Raw genomic sequence first — 20,409 nt, 5'->3', positions numbered from 1 at the left:
ATTCTAAACTTCTTGGTTCAATATCAATAGAAAAAGTAGATAGTGAAGATAGTGAACTTAAATTAGAAGGAGCAGAATTTAAAGTAATAAACTCTGATGGAGAAGAAGTGGGAAATATAGTAACAGGAGAAGATGGAAAAGGAAGTTTAGGAAATTTACCATATGGTGAGTATACTCTAATGGAAACTAAAGCACCAGATGGATATGAATTATCCTTAGATTTAATAGTGGTTGAGGTAAATTCTAAAGCAGTAGTTTATAAAACAATAACTAATACAAAAATCTTAGGAAAGATCAGTATTCTAAAGGTAGATAGCATTGATGAAGATGTTAAGCTATTAGGAGCAGTATTTGAGGTTAAGGATTCCGAAGGAACAGTAGTGGATACAATAACTACTGGTGAAAACGGAGTAGGAACTTCAAAAGAACTTCCCTACGGAAACTACACAGTAACAGAAGTAAGTGCACCTCCAGGATATGAATTATCAGGAGAATCTAAGGATGTAACAATAGATTCAAATGGACAAACAATAGAGTTAACATTTAAAAACTCTAAACTTCTTGGTTCAATATCAATAGAAAAAGTAGATAGTGAAGATAGTGAACTTAAATTAGAAGGAGCAGAATTTAAAGTAATAAACTCTGATGGAGAAGAAGTGGGAAATATAGTAACAGGAGAAGATGGAAAAGGAAGTTTAGGAAATTTACCATATGGTGAGTATACTCTAATGGAAACTAAAGCACCAGATGGATATGAATTATCCTTAGATTTAATAGTGGTTGAGGTAAATTCTAAAGCAGTAGTTTATAAAACAATAACTAATACAAAGATTCTAGGTAAGATAAGTATTCTGAAGGTAGATAGTACTGATGCAGATATTAAGTTACCAGGAGCAGTATTTGAGATTAAGGATTCTGAAGGAACAGTAGTGGATACAATAACTACTGGTGAAAACGGAGTAGGAACTTCAAAAGAACTTCCATACGGAAGCTACACAGTAACAGAAGTAAGTGCACCTCCAGGATATGAATTATCAGGAGAATCTAAGGATGTAACAATAAATTCAAATGGTCAAACAATAGAGTTAACATTTGAAAATACAAAGATTTTAGGAAAGATAAATATCTTAAAGGTAGATAGTGCTGATGAAGATATTAAGCTAATAGGAGCAGTATTTGAAATTAAGGATTCTGAAGGAACTGTAGTAGATACAATAACTACTGACGAAAACGGAGTAGGAACTTCAAAAGAACTTCCATACGGAAGCTACACAGTAACAGAAGTAACTGCACCTTCAGGATATGAGTTATCAGAGGAATCTAAGAATGTAACAATAGATTCAAATGGAGAAACAATAGAGTTGACATTTGAAAATACTAAACTTCTTGGTTCAATATCAATAGAAAAAGTAGATAGTAAAGATAGTGAACTTAAGTTAGAAGGAGCAGAATTTAAAGTAATAAACTCTGATGGAGAAGAAGTAGGAAATATAGTAACAGGAGAAGATGGAAAAGGAAGTTTAGGAAATTTACCATATGGGGAATATACTTTAATTGAAACCAAAGCTCCGGATGGATATAAATTATCCATAGATTTAATAGTGATTGAGGTAAACTCTGAGACAGAGATTTATAAAACAATAACTAATACAAAGATCTTAGGAAAGATAAATATCCTAAAGGTAGATAGTGATGATGAAGATGTTAAGCTATCAGGAGCAGTATTTGAAGTTAAGGATTCCCAAGGAACAGTGGTAGATACAATAACTACTGGCGAAAACGGAGTAGGAACATCAAAAGAGCTTCCATATGGAAGCTACACAGTAGCAGAAGTAAGTGCTCCTGAAGGATATGAATTATCAGAAGAATCTAAGAATGTAACAATAGATTCAAATGGACAAACAATAGGGTTAACATTTGAAAATACAAAAATCTTAGGAAATATCAGTATTCTAAAGGTAGATAGCATTGATGAAGATGTTAAGCTATTAGGAGCAGAATTTGAAATAAGAGATTTAGAAGGTAATATTTTAGATACTCTTATTACAAATGAAGAAGGAGTAGCTAATTCTATCCAACTACCTTATGGCAGCTATATTGTTATAGAAACAAAGGCACCAGAAGGATATGTTCTAAATGATTTTTCTGAAAATGTTACTATAAATAACGAAAATCTTGAAATATTATTGAAGGTAGAAAATATAAAAGAAGAATTATTACCAGAAGACCCTAAAGAACCAGAAGTACCTTCAAAGGAAGATAATGAAAAAGAACCTGTAAAGACTGGTGACGAAAGTGGTAATATTGGAGGCTTAGGCTTAATGTCACTACTTTCCTTAATAGCTATGTTGTTAATGCATAAGAAAAAATAAATAATTAAATTTAAGTCATGAAGGATATAAAATTCTTCATGACTTTCTTTATTAATTGTATAAAAATATATTCTTTACGCAAAATATAAGTAAAGAATAGTATAATTTAATATCTTGCAAAGGAATGAGATTAATTATATTATAAAGTAAGAGATTATAAACGATTTTAAATAATATTAAAATAAAGCAATAAATTATAGAAAAGGATAGGAGAATAAATTTGCAAAAGTATAAGAGCGTAAAAATCATCCCTTTAGGGGGACTTGGAGAAATAGGAAAGAATATAACTGCATTTCAATATGACGATGAGATTATAGTTGTTGACTGTGGATTAGCTTTCCCAGATGAAGATTTATATGGAATAGATTTAGTTATTCCAGATATAACATTCCTTAAAAGAAATAAGGACAAGGTCAAAGGAATATTTATAACACATGGACATGAAGACCATATAGGAGCCTTACCTTATATACTAAAGGAATTAAATGTACCAGTGTACGGAACTAGATTAACTTTAGGATTAATTGAAACTAAATTAACAGAGCACAAGATGCTAAATGATTGTACTTTAAATGTTGTTGAACAGGGAGAAACTGTAAAACTAGATAACTTTAAAATAGAATTTATAAGAACAAATCATAGTATAGCTGATAGTTGTGCTTTAGCATTACATACTCCAATTGGGGTAATTATTCACACAGGTGATATAAAGGTTGATTATACACCTATAGATGGAAAAGTTATTGATTTAGGTAGATTTGCTGAATTAGGTAAAAAGGGAGTTTTACTTTTAATGGCAGATAGTACAAATGTAACTCATCCAGGTCATACTATGTCAGAAAGTTCTTTAGGTGAAACTTTAAATAGGTACTTTACTAAGGCATCAGGAAGGATAATAATTGCTACCTTTGCCTCAAATATCCATAGACTACAACAAATAATAAATGCTTGTGAACTTACAAAGAGAAAGATTGCATTTAGTGGACGTAGTATGGAAAAGATATCTGAAGTTGCTATAAAGCTTGGATATTTAAATATACCAGAAGGTATGTTAATTGGTTTAGATGAAGTAAAGAATTATGCAAATGATAGGATTACTATTGTAACTACTGGTAGTCAAGGAGAACCTATGTCTGCCTTAACAAGAATAGCTGCTGGAAATCATAGAAGTATTCAAGTTGAAAAAGGTGATATGGTAATAATATCAGCTACACCAATACCAGGAAATGAAAAATCTGTTTCCAATATAATTAACGAATTAAGTAAAAGGGGAGCAGATGTAATTTATAGTTCTATGGAAGCTATCCACGTTTCAGGGCATGCTTGTGAAGATGAATTAAAGCTTATCCATGCTTTAGTTAAACCTAAATTTTTCTTACCAGTTCATGGTGAGTATAAACATTTAAAGAAACATGCTCAACTTTCAGAAATCATGGGAGTTAGACCAAACAACATAGCTATTCTTGAAAATGGTGATGTGTTTGAATTAACTAGAAGATGGGGTAAAGTTGTAGGAAAAGTACCATCAGGAAGAATATTAATTGATGGTAGTGGTGTTGGAGATGTAGGTAACATAGTTTTAAGAGATAGAAAATCTCTTTCTCAAGATGGAATTATTACAGTAGTAGTTGCTATAAATAAAGAAAGTAAAAGTATTACATCTGGACCTGATATAATTACAAGAGGATTTGTTTATGTAAGAGATTCTGAAGAACTAATGAAGGAACTTAGAAATATTGCAACAGATTCAGTAGAGAAATGTCTTAATAATGATATTACAGAATGGGCAGAAATAAAGAAAAATATAAGAACTGATATAAATAGTTATGTTTATGAAAAGATAAAAAGAAGACCTATGGTTGTGCCTGTAATTGTAGAAATATAATATTTAAAGGAGTTTGACTTTAATGTTGAACTCCTTTAAATATACAATAAATTTTGATATAATTTATAAAAAAATATGTGAGGTTAGAAATGAATTATATATATAATATGGATATTGCTATTTTAGATTGGATTCAAAGTGTTTTTAAGTGTGCTTTTTTAGATTGGTTTATGCCTATTGTAACTTCTTTAGGGAATGCAGGTATAGTTTGGATAATTATTTGTGTATTACTTCTTATTTATAAGAAAACTAGAAAATATGGAGTTATGATGGGATGTGCATTAATTCTATGTTTATTAATAGGTAACTTATTTTTGAAACCAGTAGTTGCTAGAGTAAGGCCTTTTGATATTAATACAGCTATAGATATTTTAATTAAGAAGCCTTTAGATTTTTCTTTTCCATCAGGACATACAATGTCTTCATTTGCAGCTGCTACAGTTTTAATTTATATGGATAAAAAAATTGGAGCAATTTCATTAATTTTAGCTACTATAATTGGATTTTCTAGATTATATCTATATGTACATTATCCATCAGATGTAATTGTAGGATTATTTATGGGTGTTTTATTAGGAATAATAAGTATTAAATTATGTTCCATAATAAAGTATGCAAAAAATAACGTTTAAAATTAAAAATTGGTAAAATGCCCAAGGTAAAATTGGCGATATGCATAGGGGACAGTCTTTAGTTGTATGGGAGATTAGAGAAGGTAGGGAAGATGTAAGAGAAGTGGATTTTAATCTTATGGGATATATTAATTTATAAGTATAGAAAGATTCGTATTTTATATGCGAATCTTTTTATTTTTTAAATATAAAACTATGTAAAAAAATGGGTATAATAAACATAGGAGGTGCTATTATGAGAGGAAATATAAGAAAAATTATATTAATAGTATTTATTATATTTATGAGTACTGGAATTATAGCTTGTGGCATAACAAAGGAAGAGATAAGCTTTACTGATTATGAAATTAATGAAGGGTTAAATGTTATTAAAAATTCATTTAAATATGAGAATAATAGAAATGAAGAAGAACTTAAAAAATGTTACACAGAAGTTTACAAAGATACAAATTTTATGTTAAGCAATATTAATAGTGTAGAAATTAAAGAGGTTGCATTGTTAAAAGATAAGAAAAACTACTCTAATTATTTAGATTATGGTAGGGGAAAAATGAGGAATATTGATATAAAAAATGTGATAATTTTTAGGGTAAAATATAATAAAGAGTATATAGATGACTCTATTATGCCAATGGATAGTGGTATTGATGAAAAGGGATTTATTTTAATAAGAGAAAATAGTACTTCTTCTTGGAAAATAGATGGAGCTGGAGAGCCATATTTCTGTGAAGATGAAGAAATATTACTGTAAAGTTTATGTTATTTCTTAACGAGAATATATTATACTTACAAGTGAGGAGAGGTAATATGACTAGTGATATTTTATTAGAATCAGGTACTGGGGAAGTTGAAGTAATTGAATTTAGAGCTAATGACGTTAATTATGCAATAAATGTAATAAAGGTTAAGGAAATTATTGATATGCCAGCAAATGGTGTGACAAAAATGCCTGAAAGCAAAAAAGAAATAGCTGGATTAATTTTATGTAGAGATGAAATACTTCCAGTAATTGATTTAAAATATATTTTAAATAGAGAAAAGTCAAGTGAATTAGGATCAAGATTAATAGTATGTGAATTTAACAAGGTTAAGGTAGCATTTAATATTGATGATATTATAGGAGTTCATCGTATTAAGTGGAGCGATATTAGAAAGCCCAATAATATGTTTGATGAATCATTAGCAGTTGGAAATATTGTTTTAAATGGAAAAATTATAGTTATGTTAGATTTTGAAAAGATAGTAACAGATATTAGTCCAAAGTCTGGTATTAGTGAAGATAGACTTGTTTCTGTAGAATATAAGGATAGATCTGAACTTAAGTTAGTTTTAGCTGACGATTCTCCATTAATTAGAAAGCTGTTAAGGGAAACATTAACTAAAGCAGGATTTACAAATATGAAGATATTTGATGATGGAGAACAAGCTTTAGACTATCTTGAAGGATTAAAGAAAGACTTAGGAAAATCCTTTGTTAAAGAAGTTCAACTTCTTATTACAGATATTGAGATGCCACAAATGGATGGATTAACTTTAACTAGAAAGGTTAAAGAAGATGAAGTGTTAAAGAGATTACCAGTAATTATATTCTCATCATTAATTACTGATGATTTAAGGCACAAAGGAGAATCTGTTGGAGCTGATGCTCAATTAAGTAAGCCAGAGATAGAAGAACTTATAGGAGTTGTAGATCAACTTTTAGGTATATAAATTAAATAACTAGCAGTTTAGAAGAGAAATAAAAATTATATTTCTCTTCTTTCAATTATATAAGGATTAACAAATGTTTTATTGAATAAAATATTAGTATAATATAAAGTGGAGATGATATTATGGTGGGATTTATTGTATCAGCTATATTAATTATAGGTGGAGTTATCATGTATCTTTTTCCTTCAAAAAATTCTAATTGGGTATATGGGTATCGTACAAGGTTATCAATGAAGAACCAAGATACATGGAAGGTATCACAGAAAATTGGTAGATTTAGTATGATAGTTTTTGGTATTATATTTCTAATTATCACTTTGGTATTGGAATTATTTTTAGAAAATTTATTTGATGAATTTTTAGTTATTATATTATTAATAGGATCTATATTAATGTTAATATTTGATGAAATGTATTTAAGAAAAATATTTAATAGGGATGGAAGTAGGAAGTAATACAAAGAAAATAAAAATTATAGTGTCATCACAGAACACAAAAATGTGGTATGGCTGAAAAAAGTGACCTCTTGGCTAAAGCGTTCAAGGTCACTTTTTTATTTTAAATTAATTTGTAATGCTTAAGTGCATTAAAGATTCCATCATTATTAATATGAGTTGTAACATAAGATACTAATGGAAGTAGTGCTTCATTACTATTCCCCATTGCAATACTAGTATGTGCGTATTCTAGCATTGATAAATCATTGGTACTATCGCCAATAGCAAAAGTGTTTTTATGAGGAATATTTAAATGATTAATTAAAAACTCAATTCCTGTTGCTTTAGAAAAACCTTTAGGTACAACTTCGTAGAAATCATCACTTCTTTTTATAAAGTCAAGCTTATCTTTATATTTATTATAGAAGCCTTCAAAATTACTGTCTTGGTTTAAGAAAATCACAAATTTATCAAAATAAAGTTCATCTAATTGAGAAAGTGATTTGAAAGAAAAACCTTCTTCAGCTAAATCAACAGTAAGTTTTAAAACTTCTTTATGTTTTATAGTAGATTTTTCTGGAAAGTATATAAAGTCCCTTCCTTCACCTATTGCATCTAATTTAAACTCTTTAAAGTCTAATGCAATTTCTTTTGAAAGGGCATGTCCAAGTTCGTTATCTAATAAAACTTGTCCATCACATTCTATATAAGTTCCACAACCACAAATATACCCATTAAAGCCTGAGTTTTTAATTAATTCAGGTAGTATGACTTTGGTTCTCCCAGTATTAATAATAGCTAAATGACCATTCTCTTTAAGTTTTCTTATTGCTTCTAGTGCACTCTCTGGTATTTTATTTGTTTCCTCATCTAAAATTGTTCCATCAATATCAAAAAATATTATTTTTCTATCCATAGTTTTCTCCTATCTTTTGTTATGTATAAACTAATTATAAATAAAAAAAGTCAAAATTTCTATTACTTATTTGAAACAAAAGGGTATTAAGATACACTAATAATATGAGAGGGGGATAAGATGGAGGATTTTGATAAGCTTTATAAACTTTACAATAAAAAAATTTATAGTTACCTTCTCTATTTATGTAAGGATTCACTTGTAGCAGAAGAGTTGTTACAGGAAACCTTCTATCTTGCTATTAAAAATATAGAAAAGTTCAGAGGAGAATCTAGGGTATCTACATGGATATACTCTATTAGCAAAAATGTTTACCTTTCATGGCTTAGGGATAAAAATAAGAGAAATAATATACATGATTATGATTTTAATAATAAATTAGTACAACAGGATAAAAGTGATGAAAGAATTATACAAGAGGAAGAGCTTAGAGATTTATTTAAGCTTATAGATAAGATAGAAGAACCATATAGAGAAGTGATTTTAATGAGGGCAGTAAACAAGTTATCTTATAGGGAGATAAGTGAGATAATGAACAGAAAAGAATCTTGGGTTAGAGTTATTTTTCATAGAGGAAAAGTAAAACTTAAAGATTTAATTGAGAATAAGGGGGAGATGTAGTATGAGTATGATTGACTGTAAAGTTATACGAGATTTAATGACTTTATATGTAGATGGATTATCTTCTAAAGAGAGCAATGAAATAATAGAACATCACATAAAAAAATGCAGTGAGTGTAATAATTATTTAAATAGTTTATCAGATGAGTGTTTTTTAGGGAAAAGTATAGATGATAAATATGAGGTTGATGATAAGGTAGAGCAGAAAATAGTACAGGATATTAAGAGGAGCAATACTAGTAAGCTATTAATTTATTCTATAGTTGGAGGAGTATTAGCAACTTTATTAACCTCTGGAAGTTTAATATTTAATGGATTTTTGTTATTACCCCTATTTGGAGCAGTTATATATTTAAAGTTTAAGAATAAATTTATAGCACCACTTTCAATATATATTATTCAATTTCTAAACCTATCAATAGAGATGTTTATTAATTTAAGCATTCAAGGTGAAAATATAGGGGTTACTCTTTGGGATTATATAAGTTATACCTATGGTAATGCTATATTTGCTCTGTTTTTTATGGGATTCACCTTTATAGGTGTTGTTATAGGAATATTAATAGAAAAAATTTTTTTAGATAAATAGGAGGTAAAATGAAAGTGAAATTTAATCTTAAAAAGATAATTTATTTTGTTATTTTAGTTGGAATATTAGCTTTCCTATTTTCTATATACAATGCTTTAATAGTAATCCTGTAAGTAAGGGAATTGCTAAAAATAAGCTAAATAAATATATAGAAGAGAATTATAGTAACAGGGATTTTATAATAAAAGATGTAGGATATAACTTTAAGTTTAATGAGTATTATGGAAGGGTTATATCTGCAGAGGAAGGATTAGATTATAATATAACCTTAAGTAAGAATGGAGATATTATAGATTTATACAAGGAAAATGGATTTATAGAGGATGTTGAACTTAATAATAGGTTTAATAAAAAGGTTGAAGAGGACTTTAAAGAAGGGCTTAAGGATAAAGTTTCTTTTAATAAAGATGGAAATAAGAATGAGTATTTATTTGCATATTTCAATATAATCCAAGGAAAATACAAGGATAGAGATATCCAATATTCTAAGGAGCTAGATGATAAGTTTTTGATACAATTAAATTTACATGATGAAATGGATGGAGATTATAGAGATAGGTTTGTGGATTTGGCTTCTCAAATTATTAAGTATGCAGAGAGCAATGGATATAAAGGTCTTAGTGAAATATCAATAAGTACCTATATAAATGATGTTGAATATTCAATTTTAGTTAAAAGAGATGATTTTTCTAAAAGTAGGGAGGAATTATATAACAGCATAGTAAAGGGTGGCTATGAGGTTAATAGAAATTCAAAGGGGGAGGTACAATTTAAGTATATTGAAAAAGAAGAAAAGAAATGAAAATGAGATTAGATAGGCTTGAAGATGTTATAAAAGAAAATAAAAATTAGGATAAAAGAAGGAGATAATCAACTCCTTCTATTTTTATTTGGAGTATAAAAAGTAGACACATTAGTATATAAGCTATAGAATTTATGTGTGTAGGAAAGACTATAATCATATAGATTAGGAGTAAGTAGTATAGAAAATATTTTTATTATTGAACAGGAGATAAGAATATGAAAAACTTTGATTTAGGAATTACATACAATGAATATTTGAGCTTGGCAGATGAGGAGCAAAGAGGAATAATTGATAGACTTAATGAACAAAGCCAATTAATTAATAAAGATTTACATAAGGTAAGAAATATTAAAAATAAACTTAATATACTAGTTTTTGGAGAACCACGCTGTAAAGATGCTGCAACAGAAATACCTTTTTTACTTAAATTAAGTGAACTAAACAAAAATATAGAAGTTAAGTTCTTAAGAAGGGAAGGAAATGAGGAATTATTAGAAGAACTTTCAGGGGAAAGAAAAGTGCCAACATTTTTAATACTTAATGAAAAAGGTAATACAGTTAGAAAATATATTGAGTTTCCTATTGGGGTTAAAGAAATTTTGTTAAATACTGATAAAGAAAAAGTTCAAGATATTATAGATAATATGAGAAAAGGTAAATACAATAATCTTATTCAAGAAGATATTATTAGATTTCTAACAGGAGAAGGTTATAGATATATTAACTTTACTAAAGAGGTTTAAAAAAATAATATATTGACTATTGACCTTAACGTTACGTCATAGCTTATTCTATTTTTAGGAGGTGATTTTATGGAGTATACCGTAAAAAGTTTAGCGAAGATAGCCGGCATTAGTAGCAGAACTTTAAGGTACTATGATGAAATTAATTTATTAAAACCCTGCAGGGTTAATTCTTCAGGTTATAGAATTTATGGTGAAGTAGAGGTAAATACTCTTCAGCAAATTATGTTCTATAAAGAAATGGGGTTACCTCTAGAAAAGATTAAGGAAATCATTTTAAACAAGGATTTTAATCAAAAGAATGCTCTTATAGCCCATAGAAATAAGCTTAAAGAGGAGCAGCTTAGAATAGAAACCTTATTAAGAAATGTAGAAAAAACCATAAAGTCAATGGAAGGGGATTTAGTAATGTCTAATAAAGAAAAATTTGAAGGATTTAAAAGAGATTTTATAGAAAACAATGAAAAACAATATGGTAAAGAAGTTAGAGAAAAATATGGTAATGAAGCTGTAGATGAAAGCAATAGAAGAATATCGAAGTTAAGTGAAAGTGAATGGAATGACTTAGAGAATCTTAAAGACAAGGTTAATGAAAGCATAAAAGAGGCAATGCTATTAGGAGATTCTAATAGTGAAGAAGCAAAAGAGGCGGTTAAGCTTCACAAAGCATGGCTTAATCATTATGGAAATTATTCCAAGGAAGCTCATATTGGGCTAGGTGAAATGTATGTCTATGATGATAGATTTAAAAAGTATTATGAGGATAATGTTGGGGAAGGTGCAGCAGAATTTTTAAGAGATGCTATAAAAAATTATTATAACTAATAATATAAAACAAAAGAGGCATAGATAAAATCTATGCCTTAAAAAATAGGGTAATGAGGTAATTTTAATATGTATTAAAATGTTTCATTAAAATTATTGACTCATTATTAAATTTCTAAACATAAAAAAATAAAATTTTATGCATTAGTTGGTGGAGTATACACTCTACTAGCTAGTTCATCATCCATTAAGTATAATGCAGCAGGATTTCCTTCAGATCTTCTAACTTTCTTAAGTAAAGCATTAAAGCTGTTTTCTTCCTCAACTTGCTCATCTATAAACCATTTTAGCAAGCTCATAGTAGCATGTTCCTTTTCATCATGAGCAATATCAGCTAGATTATATATTTTCTTAGTTACAAGTTGTTCATGCTCATAACCCTTTTGGAATACATCAATAACACCATCATATTTAGCTGTTGGCATAGGAATTTGTTTTAATTCTACAACACCATTCTTTTGGAAAATATAATCATAAAGCTTCATTGCATGAGCTAATTCTTCCTGAGCTTGAACTCTAAAGAAGTTTGCAAATCCACTTAGATCAATAGATTCACAGTATCCTGCCATTGCAAGATAAGTATAAGAAGAATAGAATTCAAAATTTACTTGTTCATTAAGTTCATTTAATAACTTTTCACTTAGCATATGTTCATCTCCTTTAATCTTATGTTATACACAAGATTATTCTATATACATAATAGAGAAATATCAATTATTTTAAGGAAATAAAATTAATATATGAAGAAATTATAGTATAATGTATATTATAAAAAGTTTTTGGAGGATTAAAATGAAGCACGATTTCCTTTTAGATAAATTTGAAGGCTTTAGCAAGGCATTAGCTAAAACATTATTTGATGTTAAAGAAGATGTAGATCCAATACAGTTTAATAATTTATCAAATAAAGACATACTTTATATAGTTTTAAAGAAACTACTTAAAGAAGGGGAATTTAATAAGGGAGAAGATTTATTCTATAAGGAGCTTTATAAAAATAAAACTCAAGAGTTTTATGAGTTAGGACAATGGTTTTATAATTATTTGTTAAATCAAGATGATAAGTTACTTGAAGAGAAAAACTTCCCTAGAAGAGAGATATATCAAGGATTAGAAGATTTACAAGAGTTTAAATATAAGTATTTGATAAAAGGATAGTAGTACTATCTTATAGCTAGTTAAGCCACTTAGTAATAAAAAATCTATATTAGTGGTACTTTGATTTTAACTTTAAAATATTTAGAATAATAGTATAAGCACAAGGGAAAAAGAGGGGATCTTTACATGGAAAAGATATACAGACCAGTATGGGCAGAAATAGATTTAGATAAGATTGAGTTTAATATAAGAAATATAAAAGAGTTAGCTAAGGATAAGGAAGTTATAGGAGTTATTAAAGCAGATGCTTATGGACATGGTGCAATTGATATTGCTCCAGTTTTATTGAAAAATGGTGTTTCTAGATTAGCAGTGGCAACTCTTACAGAGGCAATGGAATTAAGAAGAGAAAATATAACTGCACCAATAATTATTTTAGGTTATACTCCAACAGAATTTGGTGAAGATTTAATTAAATATGATATAGAACAAACTGTTTATACCTTAGAAGATGCTGAAAGGTTTTCTGCTATAGCAGAAGATGTAAAAGGAAAAGTTAAAGTTCATATTGCCCTTGATACAGGCATGGGAAGAATAGGTTTCCTTCCTAATGAAGAAAGTATAGAGGATATAGTTAAAATAGATAAATTAAAAGGAGTAGATATAGTAGGTTTATTTACTCATTTTTCAACAGCAGATGAAGAAGATAAAGAATATACAAATAAGCAGTATAAAATATTAGAAGATTTTTATAAAGAGCTAAATGATAGAGGAATTAATATTCCATTTAAACATGCAGCCAACAGTGCTACTATAATGGATTTACCTAATATGTACTTAGATGGGGTAAGAGCTGGAATTGTAATATATGGATATTATCCTTCAAATGAAGTTAATAAAGATAGGTTGAAAATTAAGCCTGCTATGACACTTAAGGCTAAGATTGCTCACATTAAAACTTTAGAAAAAGGAGCTTTTGTAAGTTATGGCAGAACCTATGAAGTTAGTGAATCTACAAGGGTTGCTACTATTCCTATAGGATATGCAGATGGATATTTAAGAGCTTTAAGCAATAAGGGAAAAGTTATAGTAAATGGTAAACTTGCACCTGTAATAGGAAGAGTTTGTATGGATCAACTTATGATTGATGTAACTCATATTAATGATGTTAAGGTTGATGATGAGGTTATACTCTTAGGAGAATGTGATGATATTAAATATAATGCTGATGATATGGCAAATGCTGTTGGAACAATAAATTATGAAATAATATGTATGATTAAAGGAAGAGTACCTAGAGTATATGTTAAAGATGGTAATGTAGTTGAAATTAGAAATTATATTTAAATAAAGATTAGAATAATTAAAAACTTAATAGAATATTTTTAAGAGAAATTAGAAATAATTTCTCTTTTTTAATGCATAGGAAAATATTTAACTTTTAATGTTTGACAAAAAATAAAAAAAGATGTACTATTGTATTAAGTTATTAATACAATAGTACAAAGGAAGTGAAAAAAATGGCTTGGGAATTAAAAAGTGACAGACCAATTTATAGTCAGCTTATGGAATATATCAAAATAAGTATTGTATCAGGAAAATATAAACCAGGTGCAAAGATGCCATCTGTAAGAGAATTAGCTAGCGAGGCATCAGTAAATCCTAATACAATGCAAAAGGCCTTAACAGAGTTAGAAAGGTCAGGGTTATTGTTCTCAGTAAGAACAAGTGGAAGATTTATTACGGAGGATTCAAAGATGATTGAAGAAATGAAGTGTAATCTTGCTAAAGAAGAAATACAAGCTTTTTTAAAGAAAATGGAAGAGATAGGTTTCACTAAAGAGGAAGCTATAGAAACAATAAAAGAAATTGCAGAGGAGATGAAATAATTGGGGGAAAATATTCTAGAGTGTAGAAATCTTGTTAAATCCTATGGTAATAAAGTTGCCTTAGAAGGAATTGACTTATCTATGAAGAGGGGAAGAATAGTAGGACTACTTGGCCCTAACGGAAGTGGAAAAAGTACTTTAATTAAGTTAGCAAATGGATTGTTAACACCAACTAGTGGAGAGCTTCTTATAAATGGTAATAAACCTGGGATAGAGACAAAGAAGATAGTTTCTTATTTACCTGAGAGAACTTATCTTGCTGATTGGATGAAGGTATCTGATATAATTAACTTTTTTAAAGACTTTTATGAAGATTTTAATGTTGAGAAAGCTTATGATATGCTATCTAAGTTGAATATTAATGCTAATGATAAGCTAAAGACAATGTCAAAAGGAACTAAGGAAAAGGTTCAGCTAATACTTGTCATGAGCAGAGAAGCAGAACTTTACTTTTTAGACGAACCAATAGCAGGAGTTGACCCAGCTGCGAGAGATTATATATTAAATACTATTATTTCAAATTATAATGAAAATGCAACAGTAGTTATATCAACTCACTTAATATCTGATATTGAACAGATTTTAGATGATGTAATCTTTATTTCATATGGAAAGATATATTTATCTAAGAGTGTTGATGAGATAAGGGAAGAAGAAGGTAAGAGTGTAGATGCCTTATTCAGGGAGGTGTTTAGATGTTAGGAAAGTTATTAAAGTATGAATTTAAAGCAACTGGAAGATTAGTACTTCCTCTATACGGAGCATTATTAGTATTTGGTCTAATAAATAAGATTTTCCTTGAGACAGAAATAGGTTTTGGTAGTGCATCAGGAACTATTGGAAATATAGCATCTCTTATAACTATGTTTGTATATGGATGCATAATGGCAGCGGTATTTATAGTAACATTTTTTATAGTGCTACAAAGATTTTATAAAAATCTTTTAGGTGATGAAGGTTATTTAATGAATACTCTTCCAGTTCCTGTATGGAAGAATATATGTAGCAAATTAATCGTTGGTATAGTATGGAATATTTTAAGTGTTATTGTTGCAATAATATCTATAGTAATTTTAGCTTATTATCCAGGTATGATTGGTAATGCTTTTGAGTTTATGGGAGAAGTATGGAGAGTTGGAATAAGTGAGTTTGGATTTAGGATTCCTTTAGTAATATTTGAAATCATAGCATTGGGAATTTTGTCTTGTGCATCTTCAACTTTATTGCTTTATTCATCTATGTCAATTGGACATTTAGCAAACAAGAGAAAAATACTTTGTTCATTTGGAGCATTTATAGGAATAAGTATGATAACAAGCTTTATTACATCAGTGTTTAATACATCAATTATAAGTTACAATTATGGCTTCGAATTTATGGATTTTCAATGGATTCTATTAAAAGTAGCAGCTAATTTAATTATTACTTCTGTAATATATTTTGTTATATCTAGCTATATTATGAAAAATAAATTGAATTTAGAGTAGTGTTTAAGATAGTATATCAATATGATTTTTGATATACTATCTTTTTTTATGTCATAGTAAAGTATAAAATGATAAATAAATTTAGCACTATTTACAAATACTTATTTTAGGTAGCTTAAGGAGTGTACAAAAGATGATGTCAGATATAATTAAAAAATGGGATGAAGATATTTTATATTTAATAAATAAATATTGTAGAAATAGATTTTTAGATAAGGTTATGCCCTTTGTAACATCTCTAGGAAACTTAGGGCTGTTATGGATTATTCTTGCAATATTAATGATTAGGAAAGTAGATTATAGAAGAGTTGGCATTATAGTATTAGTAACATTAGTATTTACAACAATTATGGGGGAAGGAATAGTAAAGCATATTGTTAAAAGAAAAAGACCATTCATAGGTAAGGAAAATAAAGAATTATTAATAAAAGAACCATCCTCATTTTCTTTTCCATCAGGTCATACTGCATCTTCTTTCGCAGTAGCTGTAGTATTTTTAAAAAGTAATAGTAGCATTAGCACAATTATAGTATTAATAGCTCTTGCTATTGCATTTTCAAGACTATATTTGAAAGTGCATTATCCATCGGATGTTATTGGTGGAATAATATTAGGATTAACTTGTGGAGGAATTGTATTTAATTATTTTTATATTTATTAAAAAGATGATATATAAAGAAAATCCCTCCTGTATTAATACAGGAGGGTTGGTTATATTGCTTTTAGCCAAATTGTTCGATATTGTCTAGGCATACAATTATAACTCTATTATCATCATTAATTAACCAAGCAATATTATTAGTTACAGTAATGACAGTATATCCAATAAGTGGTTCTGTAAATGCTGATGAAGATATTTTTAGATTAACAGGTCCTATTGAATCAGCTAAGAATAATGCTTTACTTGAATTACAACAACAAGAACCATCTTCAACACAGCATAGAGATCTTGGATTTATTGGAGGAATACATCTTGTTATAGCACGAATAAATCTATCTCTATTAAATCCTTGAAAGCAATTGTTTCCATCGTCAGGTTGAAGAGAAAATGCAACTAAAACTAAATCACAAATTGTAGTTGAATTAAATAATGGATTACAATCGGAATAAGTGACTAATCCATCACTGCAATTAGATACAGTTTTTAGAGTTGTTTCACCATCCTTAGTCTTAAAGTTCTTGCCTACTAATGTAAAGCTTGATAAGTCTATTAAACTCCTTATTAAAGGATTTAATAGAATATCTAATGATCTTCTTAAAGATCTTTTACAACAGCAGGTATTTCTGTTATTTTCATTTCTCTCATTTCTATCATTTCTCTCATTTCTATCATTTCTCTCATTTCTTTCATTTCTTTCAAAAGATTGAGGTAAAACCTCTCCATTGGTTACTGTAAGATATCTTGAAGGATTAATATTTTGATTCTCATTGCATCTACAATCATCATTTCTACCCAAATAGTTTCTATTATCCATTTCTAATGTTTCTCTAATGTTTCTCTCTTTGCTCATACTTGTTCTCCCTTCATATAATATGGGGGGTCACTACATTATATTTATCAAAGTTGTTAAATGCTACTTAAATATTGAACCTTTTTTCCCTTTAGATAATAAAATATCGTAAAGGGGCGATTACTATGGATTTGTTAACTTTATTTGTTTTAGCAATATTAGCTGAAAGTGTATGGGAAACTTTAAAAATGACTTGGCAAAAAGGAAAGTTATGTATTGATAGAATTGGAGCATTAATAGTTTCAATTATAATAACTTTTTCAACAGGATTTGATATATTAAATTGTTTTAATATACCTATTAAAATTCCACTAATAGGCATGGTGCTAACTGCTATTCTATTAAGCAGAGGATCAAACTTTATTCATGATTTAATAGCAAAGATAAGCCAAGCTGAGGAGTTAATAGAGGATGTAAATGAAAATAAAGGAATGTTAGAGAGCAACAACGAAGATAATGCAACTAAAAGCGAAAATTTTAAGTGATTTAAATAAGAATTATAAGAAGGAAACACTATTATAGCTGGTGTTTCCTTAAACTTATATTAGAGGTTATAAACATAATTATTCATTAATACATTTTTCATCATTAATTAATAAGTTATCTGCTAGAATAACTTGTTTTTGCCATTTATTTGACCTATAAACAATATATCCATAAATACATATTACAAGGTTACTAAAACTCATGGAAAACCATATCCCAACTGATCCTACTTGCGTAAAATTTTTAAATAATAAAATCATTGGAAGTCGTACAAACCAAAGTCTACCTATTTCCATATTCATTGAATATTTTGTATGACTAGAACCTTGAAAAATACCTTGAAATACGCTAAACATACCCATTAGTGGCATTGAATATAGTATATAGTTTAAGTATGTAATACCTTGGTCTATTACAGTTAAGTCATCCTTAGATTGCATAAAGAAGTTAATAACCAATTCATTATTAAAAAATATAATTAATGAGCCAATGGTAGTAATAAGAATTGTAATAATTGACCCTTTATTAAAGGCTTCAATAACTCTTTTAGGATTATTATTTCCTAAGTTTTGACCTGTAACAGCAACTAAGGCTGAACCAATACCCATAGCAGGCTGTGATATTACAGAGGTAATCTTATTAACCATACCAAAGGCAGCCATTGTAGAGGTACCATATGAAGCTATAAAACCATTTAAAACTATAAATCCAAGTGCAGAACCAGACTGACCTATAGAAGAAGGTAGAGCAACCTTTATTACTTTACTTAATATATCTTTATCAAATTTAAAATTCTTAAAGTTAGGTTTTAAAGGTGATTTACTTTTCTTTAGAATTAAATAAGCAAATAGAGCTAATATTATTTTTGATAAAAGTGTAGCATATGCAGCTCCTGCAATTCCTAAGTTAAATGGAAAAATAAAAATAGGATCTAAGATTATATTTAGCACTGCACTAATTCCACTTAAAACAGTAGGTAAAACAGTGTTACCTTGTGCAATCATAATAGAGTTGAAAACAAAGAAGTAAAATGTAAAAGGCATATTTAAAAATACTATTTTTAAATAAATGTTACTATAGTATGATAAATCCCCTGTAGCCCCCATAAGTTTAATGACAAATGGAGTTATTAATATTCCAATTAATGAAAAAGTGATGGAAGCTATAATTGAAATTACAAAAAGTTGAGTTGAGTACTTATTGCAATCTTTAGAATTCCCTGACCCAATTAGTTGTGATAGTAGGGAGGTACCTGCAATTGAAATACCAGATCCTATTGATATAAATAAGAATTCAATAGGCCATATAAATGATGTGGCTGCAAATTGTACTGAACCAATCATACTAACCCAAAATCCATCTGCAAGGTTATAAAATGTTTGTATTAAGTTATTTAGCATTATTGGTAATGCTAAGGTTATTAAAACCTTATAAATATTGCCATTTAAAATAAGCTTTTTTCTAACTTTCATGTCCATATGTCAATCCCCCTATTACTAAAAGCAAACATCTTTTATTATATACAAATATATACAAAAATCCAATATTAGTAATATATTAGTTTATTTTGCTATACAAAATACTGTGATACAATTAAATAAAGGAGATGATTTAATGAAATGGTTAAAAGATGGACATATGCATTCTCACTATTGTCCTCATGGAACTAAAGATACTTTTAAGGAGTATGTTGAGAAGGCATTAGAAGTTGGACTTAATGAAATTACATTTACCGAGCATATGCCACTTCCAGCAATCTTTATGGATGAAGAGTTACTCAAAGAATGTTCTCCAAATGAGGAAGAAATATTATTATATTTAAAAGAAGCTACTAAAATAAAAGAAGAATATAAAGACAAAATTAAAATAAATGTTGGACTTGAAATAGATTATGTAGAAGGATATGAAGAAAAGATTAAGAAGATGTTAGACAGTTACGGAGAATATTTAGATGAAGGAATCTTGTCTGTTCATTTTTTAAGATTAGATGATGGTTATCACTGCTTAGACATGAGTGTTGATGAGTTTGGAAATATAGCAAAAATACTAGGTGGAGTAGACAAGGTTTATGATAAGTATTTTGAAACTTTAATTAAATCTATGGATGCAGACCTTGGAATATATAAGCCTAAAAGAATAGGTCATCCAACTTTAGTTAGAATATTTAATGCAAAGTATCCTGTAACTTATGATAATGAAGAGTTAATAGATAGAGTTATCAATAAGATAAAAGAGAAAAAATATGAAATAGATTATAATACAGCAGGACTTAGAAAGCCCTATTGTAATGAAACATATCCATCAGGTATATTTTTAGATAAGGTAATTAAAAACAATATTAACATGGTTAAAGGGTCGGATGCACATAGTGCAAAGGATGTAGGAAAAGGATTTTAACAAAGG

General features: G+C 28.4%; 23 protein-coding genes. 19 read left to right on the top strand and 4 right to left on the bottom strand.

Translation table 11 applies throughout. From position 1 onward, the window contains the following. The 6 genes from I4V16_RS03075 to I4V16_RS03050 all read left to right on the top strand — a co-directional run. Positions 1-2,372, top strand: a 2,372-nt coding sequence (locus I4V16_RS03075) for a SpaA isopeptide-forming pilin-related protein (RefSeq protein ID WP_271822526.1), incomplete at its 5' end; no start/stop codon positions are given. A 220-nt stretch (positions 2,373-2,592) separates the two neighbouring features. Continuing rightward, entirely contained in the window at positions 2,593-4,257 is a 1,665-nt protein-coding gene (locus I4V16_RS03070) for a ribonuclease J (protein ID WP_207738392.1), read from the top strand. Positions 4,258-4,346: 89 nt separating this feature from the next. Continuing rightward, complete coding sequence (locus I4V16_RS03065; protein WP_195966514.1) at positions 4,347-4,889, top strand: phosphatase PAP2 family protein; 543 nt, start codon at positions 4,347-4,349, stop codon at positions 4,887-4,889. A 235-nt stretch (positions 4,890-5,124) separates the two neighbouring features. Continuing rightward, positions 5,125-5,640 (top strand): DUF4829 domain-containing protein, encoded by a 516-nt coding sequence (locus tag I4V16_RS03060; protein WP_180269499.1) that lies wholly within the window; start codon positions 5,125-5,127, stop codon positions 5,638-5,640. Between the two features lie 56 nt (positions 5,641-5,696). Then, entirely contained in the window at positions 5,697-6,599 is a 903-nt protein-coding gene (locus I4V16_RS03055) for a chemotaxis protein (protein ID WP_195966513.1), read from the top strand. A gap of 122 nt (positions 6,600-6,721) precedes the next feature. Next, a complete protein-coding gene (locus I4V16_RS03050) occupies positions 6,722-7,054 on the top strand; it encodes an SdpI family protein (RefSeq protein WP_195966512.1) in 333 nt (110 codons plus the stop codon). A gap of 103 nt (positions 7,055-7,157) precedes the next feature. Here I4V16_RS03050 and I4V16_RS03045 read toward each other — a convergent pair whose 3' ends face one another. Continuing rightward, positions 7,158-7,952, bottom strand: a complete 795-nt coding sequence (locus I4V16_RS03045) for a Cof-type HAD-IIB family hydrolase (RefSeq protein WP_099329125.1) — start codon at positions 7,950-7,952, stop codon at positions 7,158-7,160. A 120-nt stretch (positions 7,953-8,072) separates the two neighbouring features. Between I4V16_RS03045 and I4V16_RS03040 the strand changes: the two genes are divergently transcribed. The 5 genes from I4V16_RS03040 to I4V16_RS03020 all read left to right on the top strand — a co-directional run bounded on the left by I4V16_RS03040 (position 8,073) and on the right by I4V16_RS03020 (position 11,535). Next, positions 8,073-8,573 carry an RNA polymerase sigma factor gene (locus tag I4V16_RS03040; protein ID WP_195572576.1) on the top strand — a complete coding sequence of 167 codons (501 nt, stop codon included), beginning with the start codon at positions 8,073-8,075 and terminating at the stop codon, positions 8,571-8,573. Position 8,574: 1 nt separating this feature from the next. Beyond that, positions 8,575-9,162, top strand: coding sequence for a zf-HC2 domain-containing protein (locus tag I4V16_RS03035; RefSeq protein ID WP_195966511.1), 588 nt, complete (start codon positions 8,575-8,577; stop codon positions 9,160-9,162). A gap of 508 nt (positions 9,163-9,670) precedes the next feature. Continuing rightward, entirely contained in the window at positions 9,671-9,964 is a 294-nt protein-coding gene (locus I4V16_RS03030; RefSeq protein WP_195966510.1) for a hypothetical protein, read from the top strand. Positions 9,965-10,182: 218 nt separating this feature from the next. Further along, the gene (locus I4V16_RS03025) at positions 10,183-10,710 is read left to right on the top strand and encodes a thioredoxin family protein (RefSeq protein WP_049178692.1); all 528 of its coding nucleotides are present in this window, start codon (positions 10,183-10,185) and stop codon (positions 10,708-10,710) included. A gap of 69 nt (positions 10,711-10,779) precedes the next feature. Continuing rightward, positions 10,780-11,535, top strand: a complete 756-nt coding sequence (locus I4V16_RS03020) for a MerR family transcriptional regulator (protein WP_195631498.1) — start codon at positions 10,780-10,782, stop codon at positions 11,533-11,535. A 137-nt stretch (positions 11,536-11,672) separates the two neighbouring features. Here I4V16_RS03020 and I4V16_RS03015 read toward each other — a convergent pair whose 3' ends face one another. Further along, a complete protein-coding gene (locus I4V16_RS03015) occupies positions 11,673-12,182 on the bottom strand; it encodes a ferritin (protein WP_027098303.1) in 510 nt (169 codons plus the stop codon). 145 nt (positions 12,183-12,327) lie between these two features. Here I4V16_RS03015 and I4V16_RS03010 point away from each other — a divergent pair, with 145 nt between their 5' ends. The 6 genes from I4V16_RS03010 (at position 12,328) to I4V16_RS02985 (ending at position 16,670) form a co-directional block, all read left to right on the top strand. Continuing rightward, positions 12,328-12,693 carry a DUF6483 family protein gene (locus tag I4V16_RS03010; RefSeq protein WP_049178699.1) on the top strand — a complete coding sequence of 122 codons (366 nt, stop codon included), beginning with the start codon at positions 12,328-12,330 and terminating at the stop codon, positions 12,691-12,693. A gap of 126 nt (positions 12,694-12,819) precedes the next feature. Next, on the top strand, positions 12,820-13,980 hold the full coding sequence (gene alr, locus I4V16_RS03005; protein ID WP_195631497.1) for an alanine racemase: 1,161 nt from the start codon (positions 12,820-12,822) through the stop codon (positions 13,978-13,980). 173 nt (positions 13,981-14,153) lie between these two features. After that, a complete protein-coding gene (locus tag I4V16_RS03000) occupies positions 14,154-14,522 on the top strand; it encodes a GntR family transcriptional regulator (protein WP_049178702.1) in 369 nt (122 codons plus the stop codon). Further along, positions 14,523-15,224 (top strand): ABC transporter ATP-binding protein, encoded by a 702-nt coding sequence (locus tag I4V16_RS02995; RefSeq protein ID WP_049178703.1) that lies wholly within the window; start codon positions 14,523-14,525, stop codon positions 15,222-15,224. It begins immediately after the preceding gene. Further along, positions 15,218-16,009 (top strand): ABC transporter permease, encoded by a 792-nt coding sequence (locus I4V16_RS02990; RefSeq protein WP_195541887.1) that lies wholly within the window; start codon positions 15,218-15,220, stop codon positions 16,007-16,009. The genes I4V16_RS02995 and I4V16_RS02990 overlap by 7 nt, the downstream gene beginning before the upstream one ends. 133 nt (positions 16,010-16,142) lie before the next feature. After that, positions 16,143-16,670, top strand: a complete 528-nt coding sequence (locus I4V16_RS02985; protein WP_049178707.1) for a phosphatase PAP2 family protein — start codon at positions 16,143-16,145, stop codon at positions 16,668-16,670. Positions 16,671-16,731: 61 nt separating this feature from the next. Here I4V16_RS02985 and I4V16_RS02980 read toward each other — a convergent pair whose 3' ends face one another. Continuing rightward, positions 16,732-17,520: a hypothetical protein gene (locus tag I4V16_RS02980; RefSeq protein WP_195966509.1), complete on the bottom strand. Its 789-nt coding sequence runs from the start codon at positions 17,518-17,520 to the stop codon at positions 16,732-16,734. A gap of 125 nt (positions 17,521-17,645) precedes the next feature. On the opposite strand from I4V16_RS02980, the gene I4V16_RS02975 reads away from it, so the two are divergent. Beyond that, positions 17,646-18,005 (top strand): hypothetical protein, encoded by a 360-nt coding sequence (locus tag I4V16_RS02975; protein WP_065423192.1) that lies wholly within the window; start codon positions 17,646-17,648, stop codon positions 18,003-18,005. Between the two features lie 78 nt (positions 18,006-18,083). Here I4V16_RS02975 and I4V16_RS02970 read toward each other — a convergent pair whose 3' ends face one another. After that, positions 18,084-19,484 carry an MATE family efflux transporter gene (locus I4V16_RS02970; RefSeq protein ID WP_049178711.1) on the bottom strand — a complete coding sequence of 467 codons (1,401 nt, stop codon included), beginning with the start codon at positions 19,482-19,484 and terminating at the stop codon, positions 18,084-18,086. A gap of 136 nt (positions 19,485-19,620) precedes the next feature. Between I4V16_RS02970 and hisJ the strand changes: the two genes are divergently transcribed. Next, positions 19,621-20,403 carry a histidinol-phosphatase HisJ gene (gene hisJ, locus I4V16_RS02965; RefSeq protein WP_195966508.1) on the top strand — a complete coding sequence of 261 codons (783 nt, stop codon included), beginning with the start codon at positions 19,621-19,623 and terminating at the stop codon, positions 20,401-20,403. The last annotated feature ends 6 nt before the right edge of the window (positions 20,404-20,409 follow it).

Origin of the sequence: Clostridium sp. 1001283B150210_160208_E6 (assembly GCF_015669365.1) — a bacterium.
Classification (GTDB): Bacteria; Bacillota; Clostridia; order Clostridiales; family Clostridiaceae; genus Clostridium; species Clostridium paraputrificum.
The sequence above is the reverse complement of the archived record's forward strand: the minus strand, read 5'-3'. Positions and strand labels throughout refer to the sequence as shown.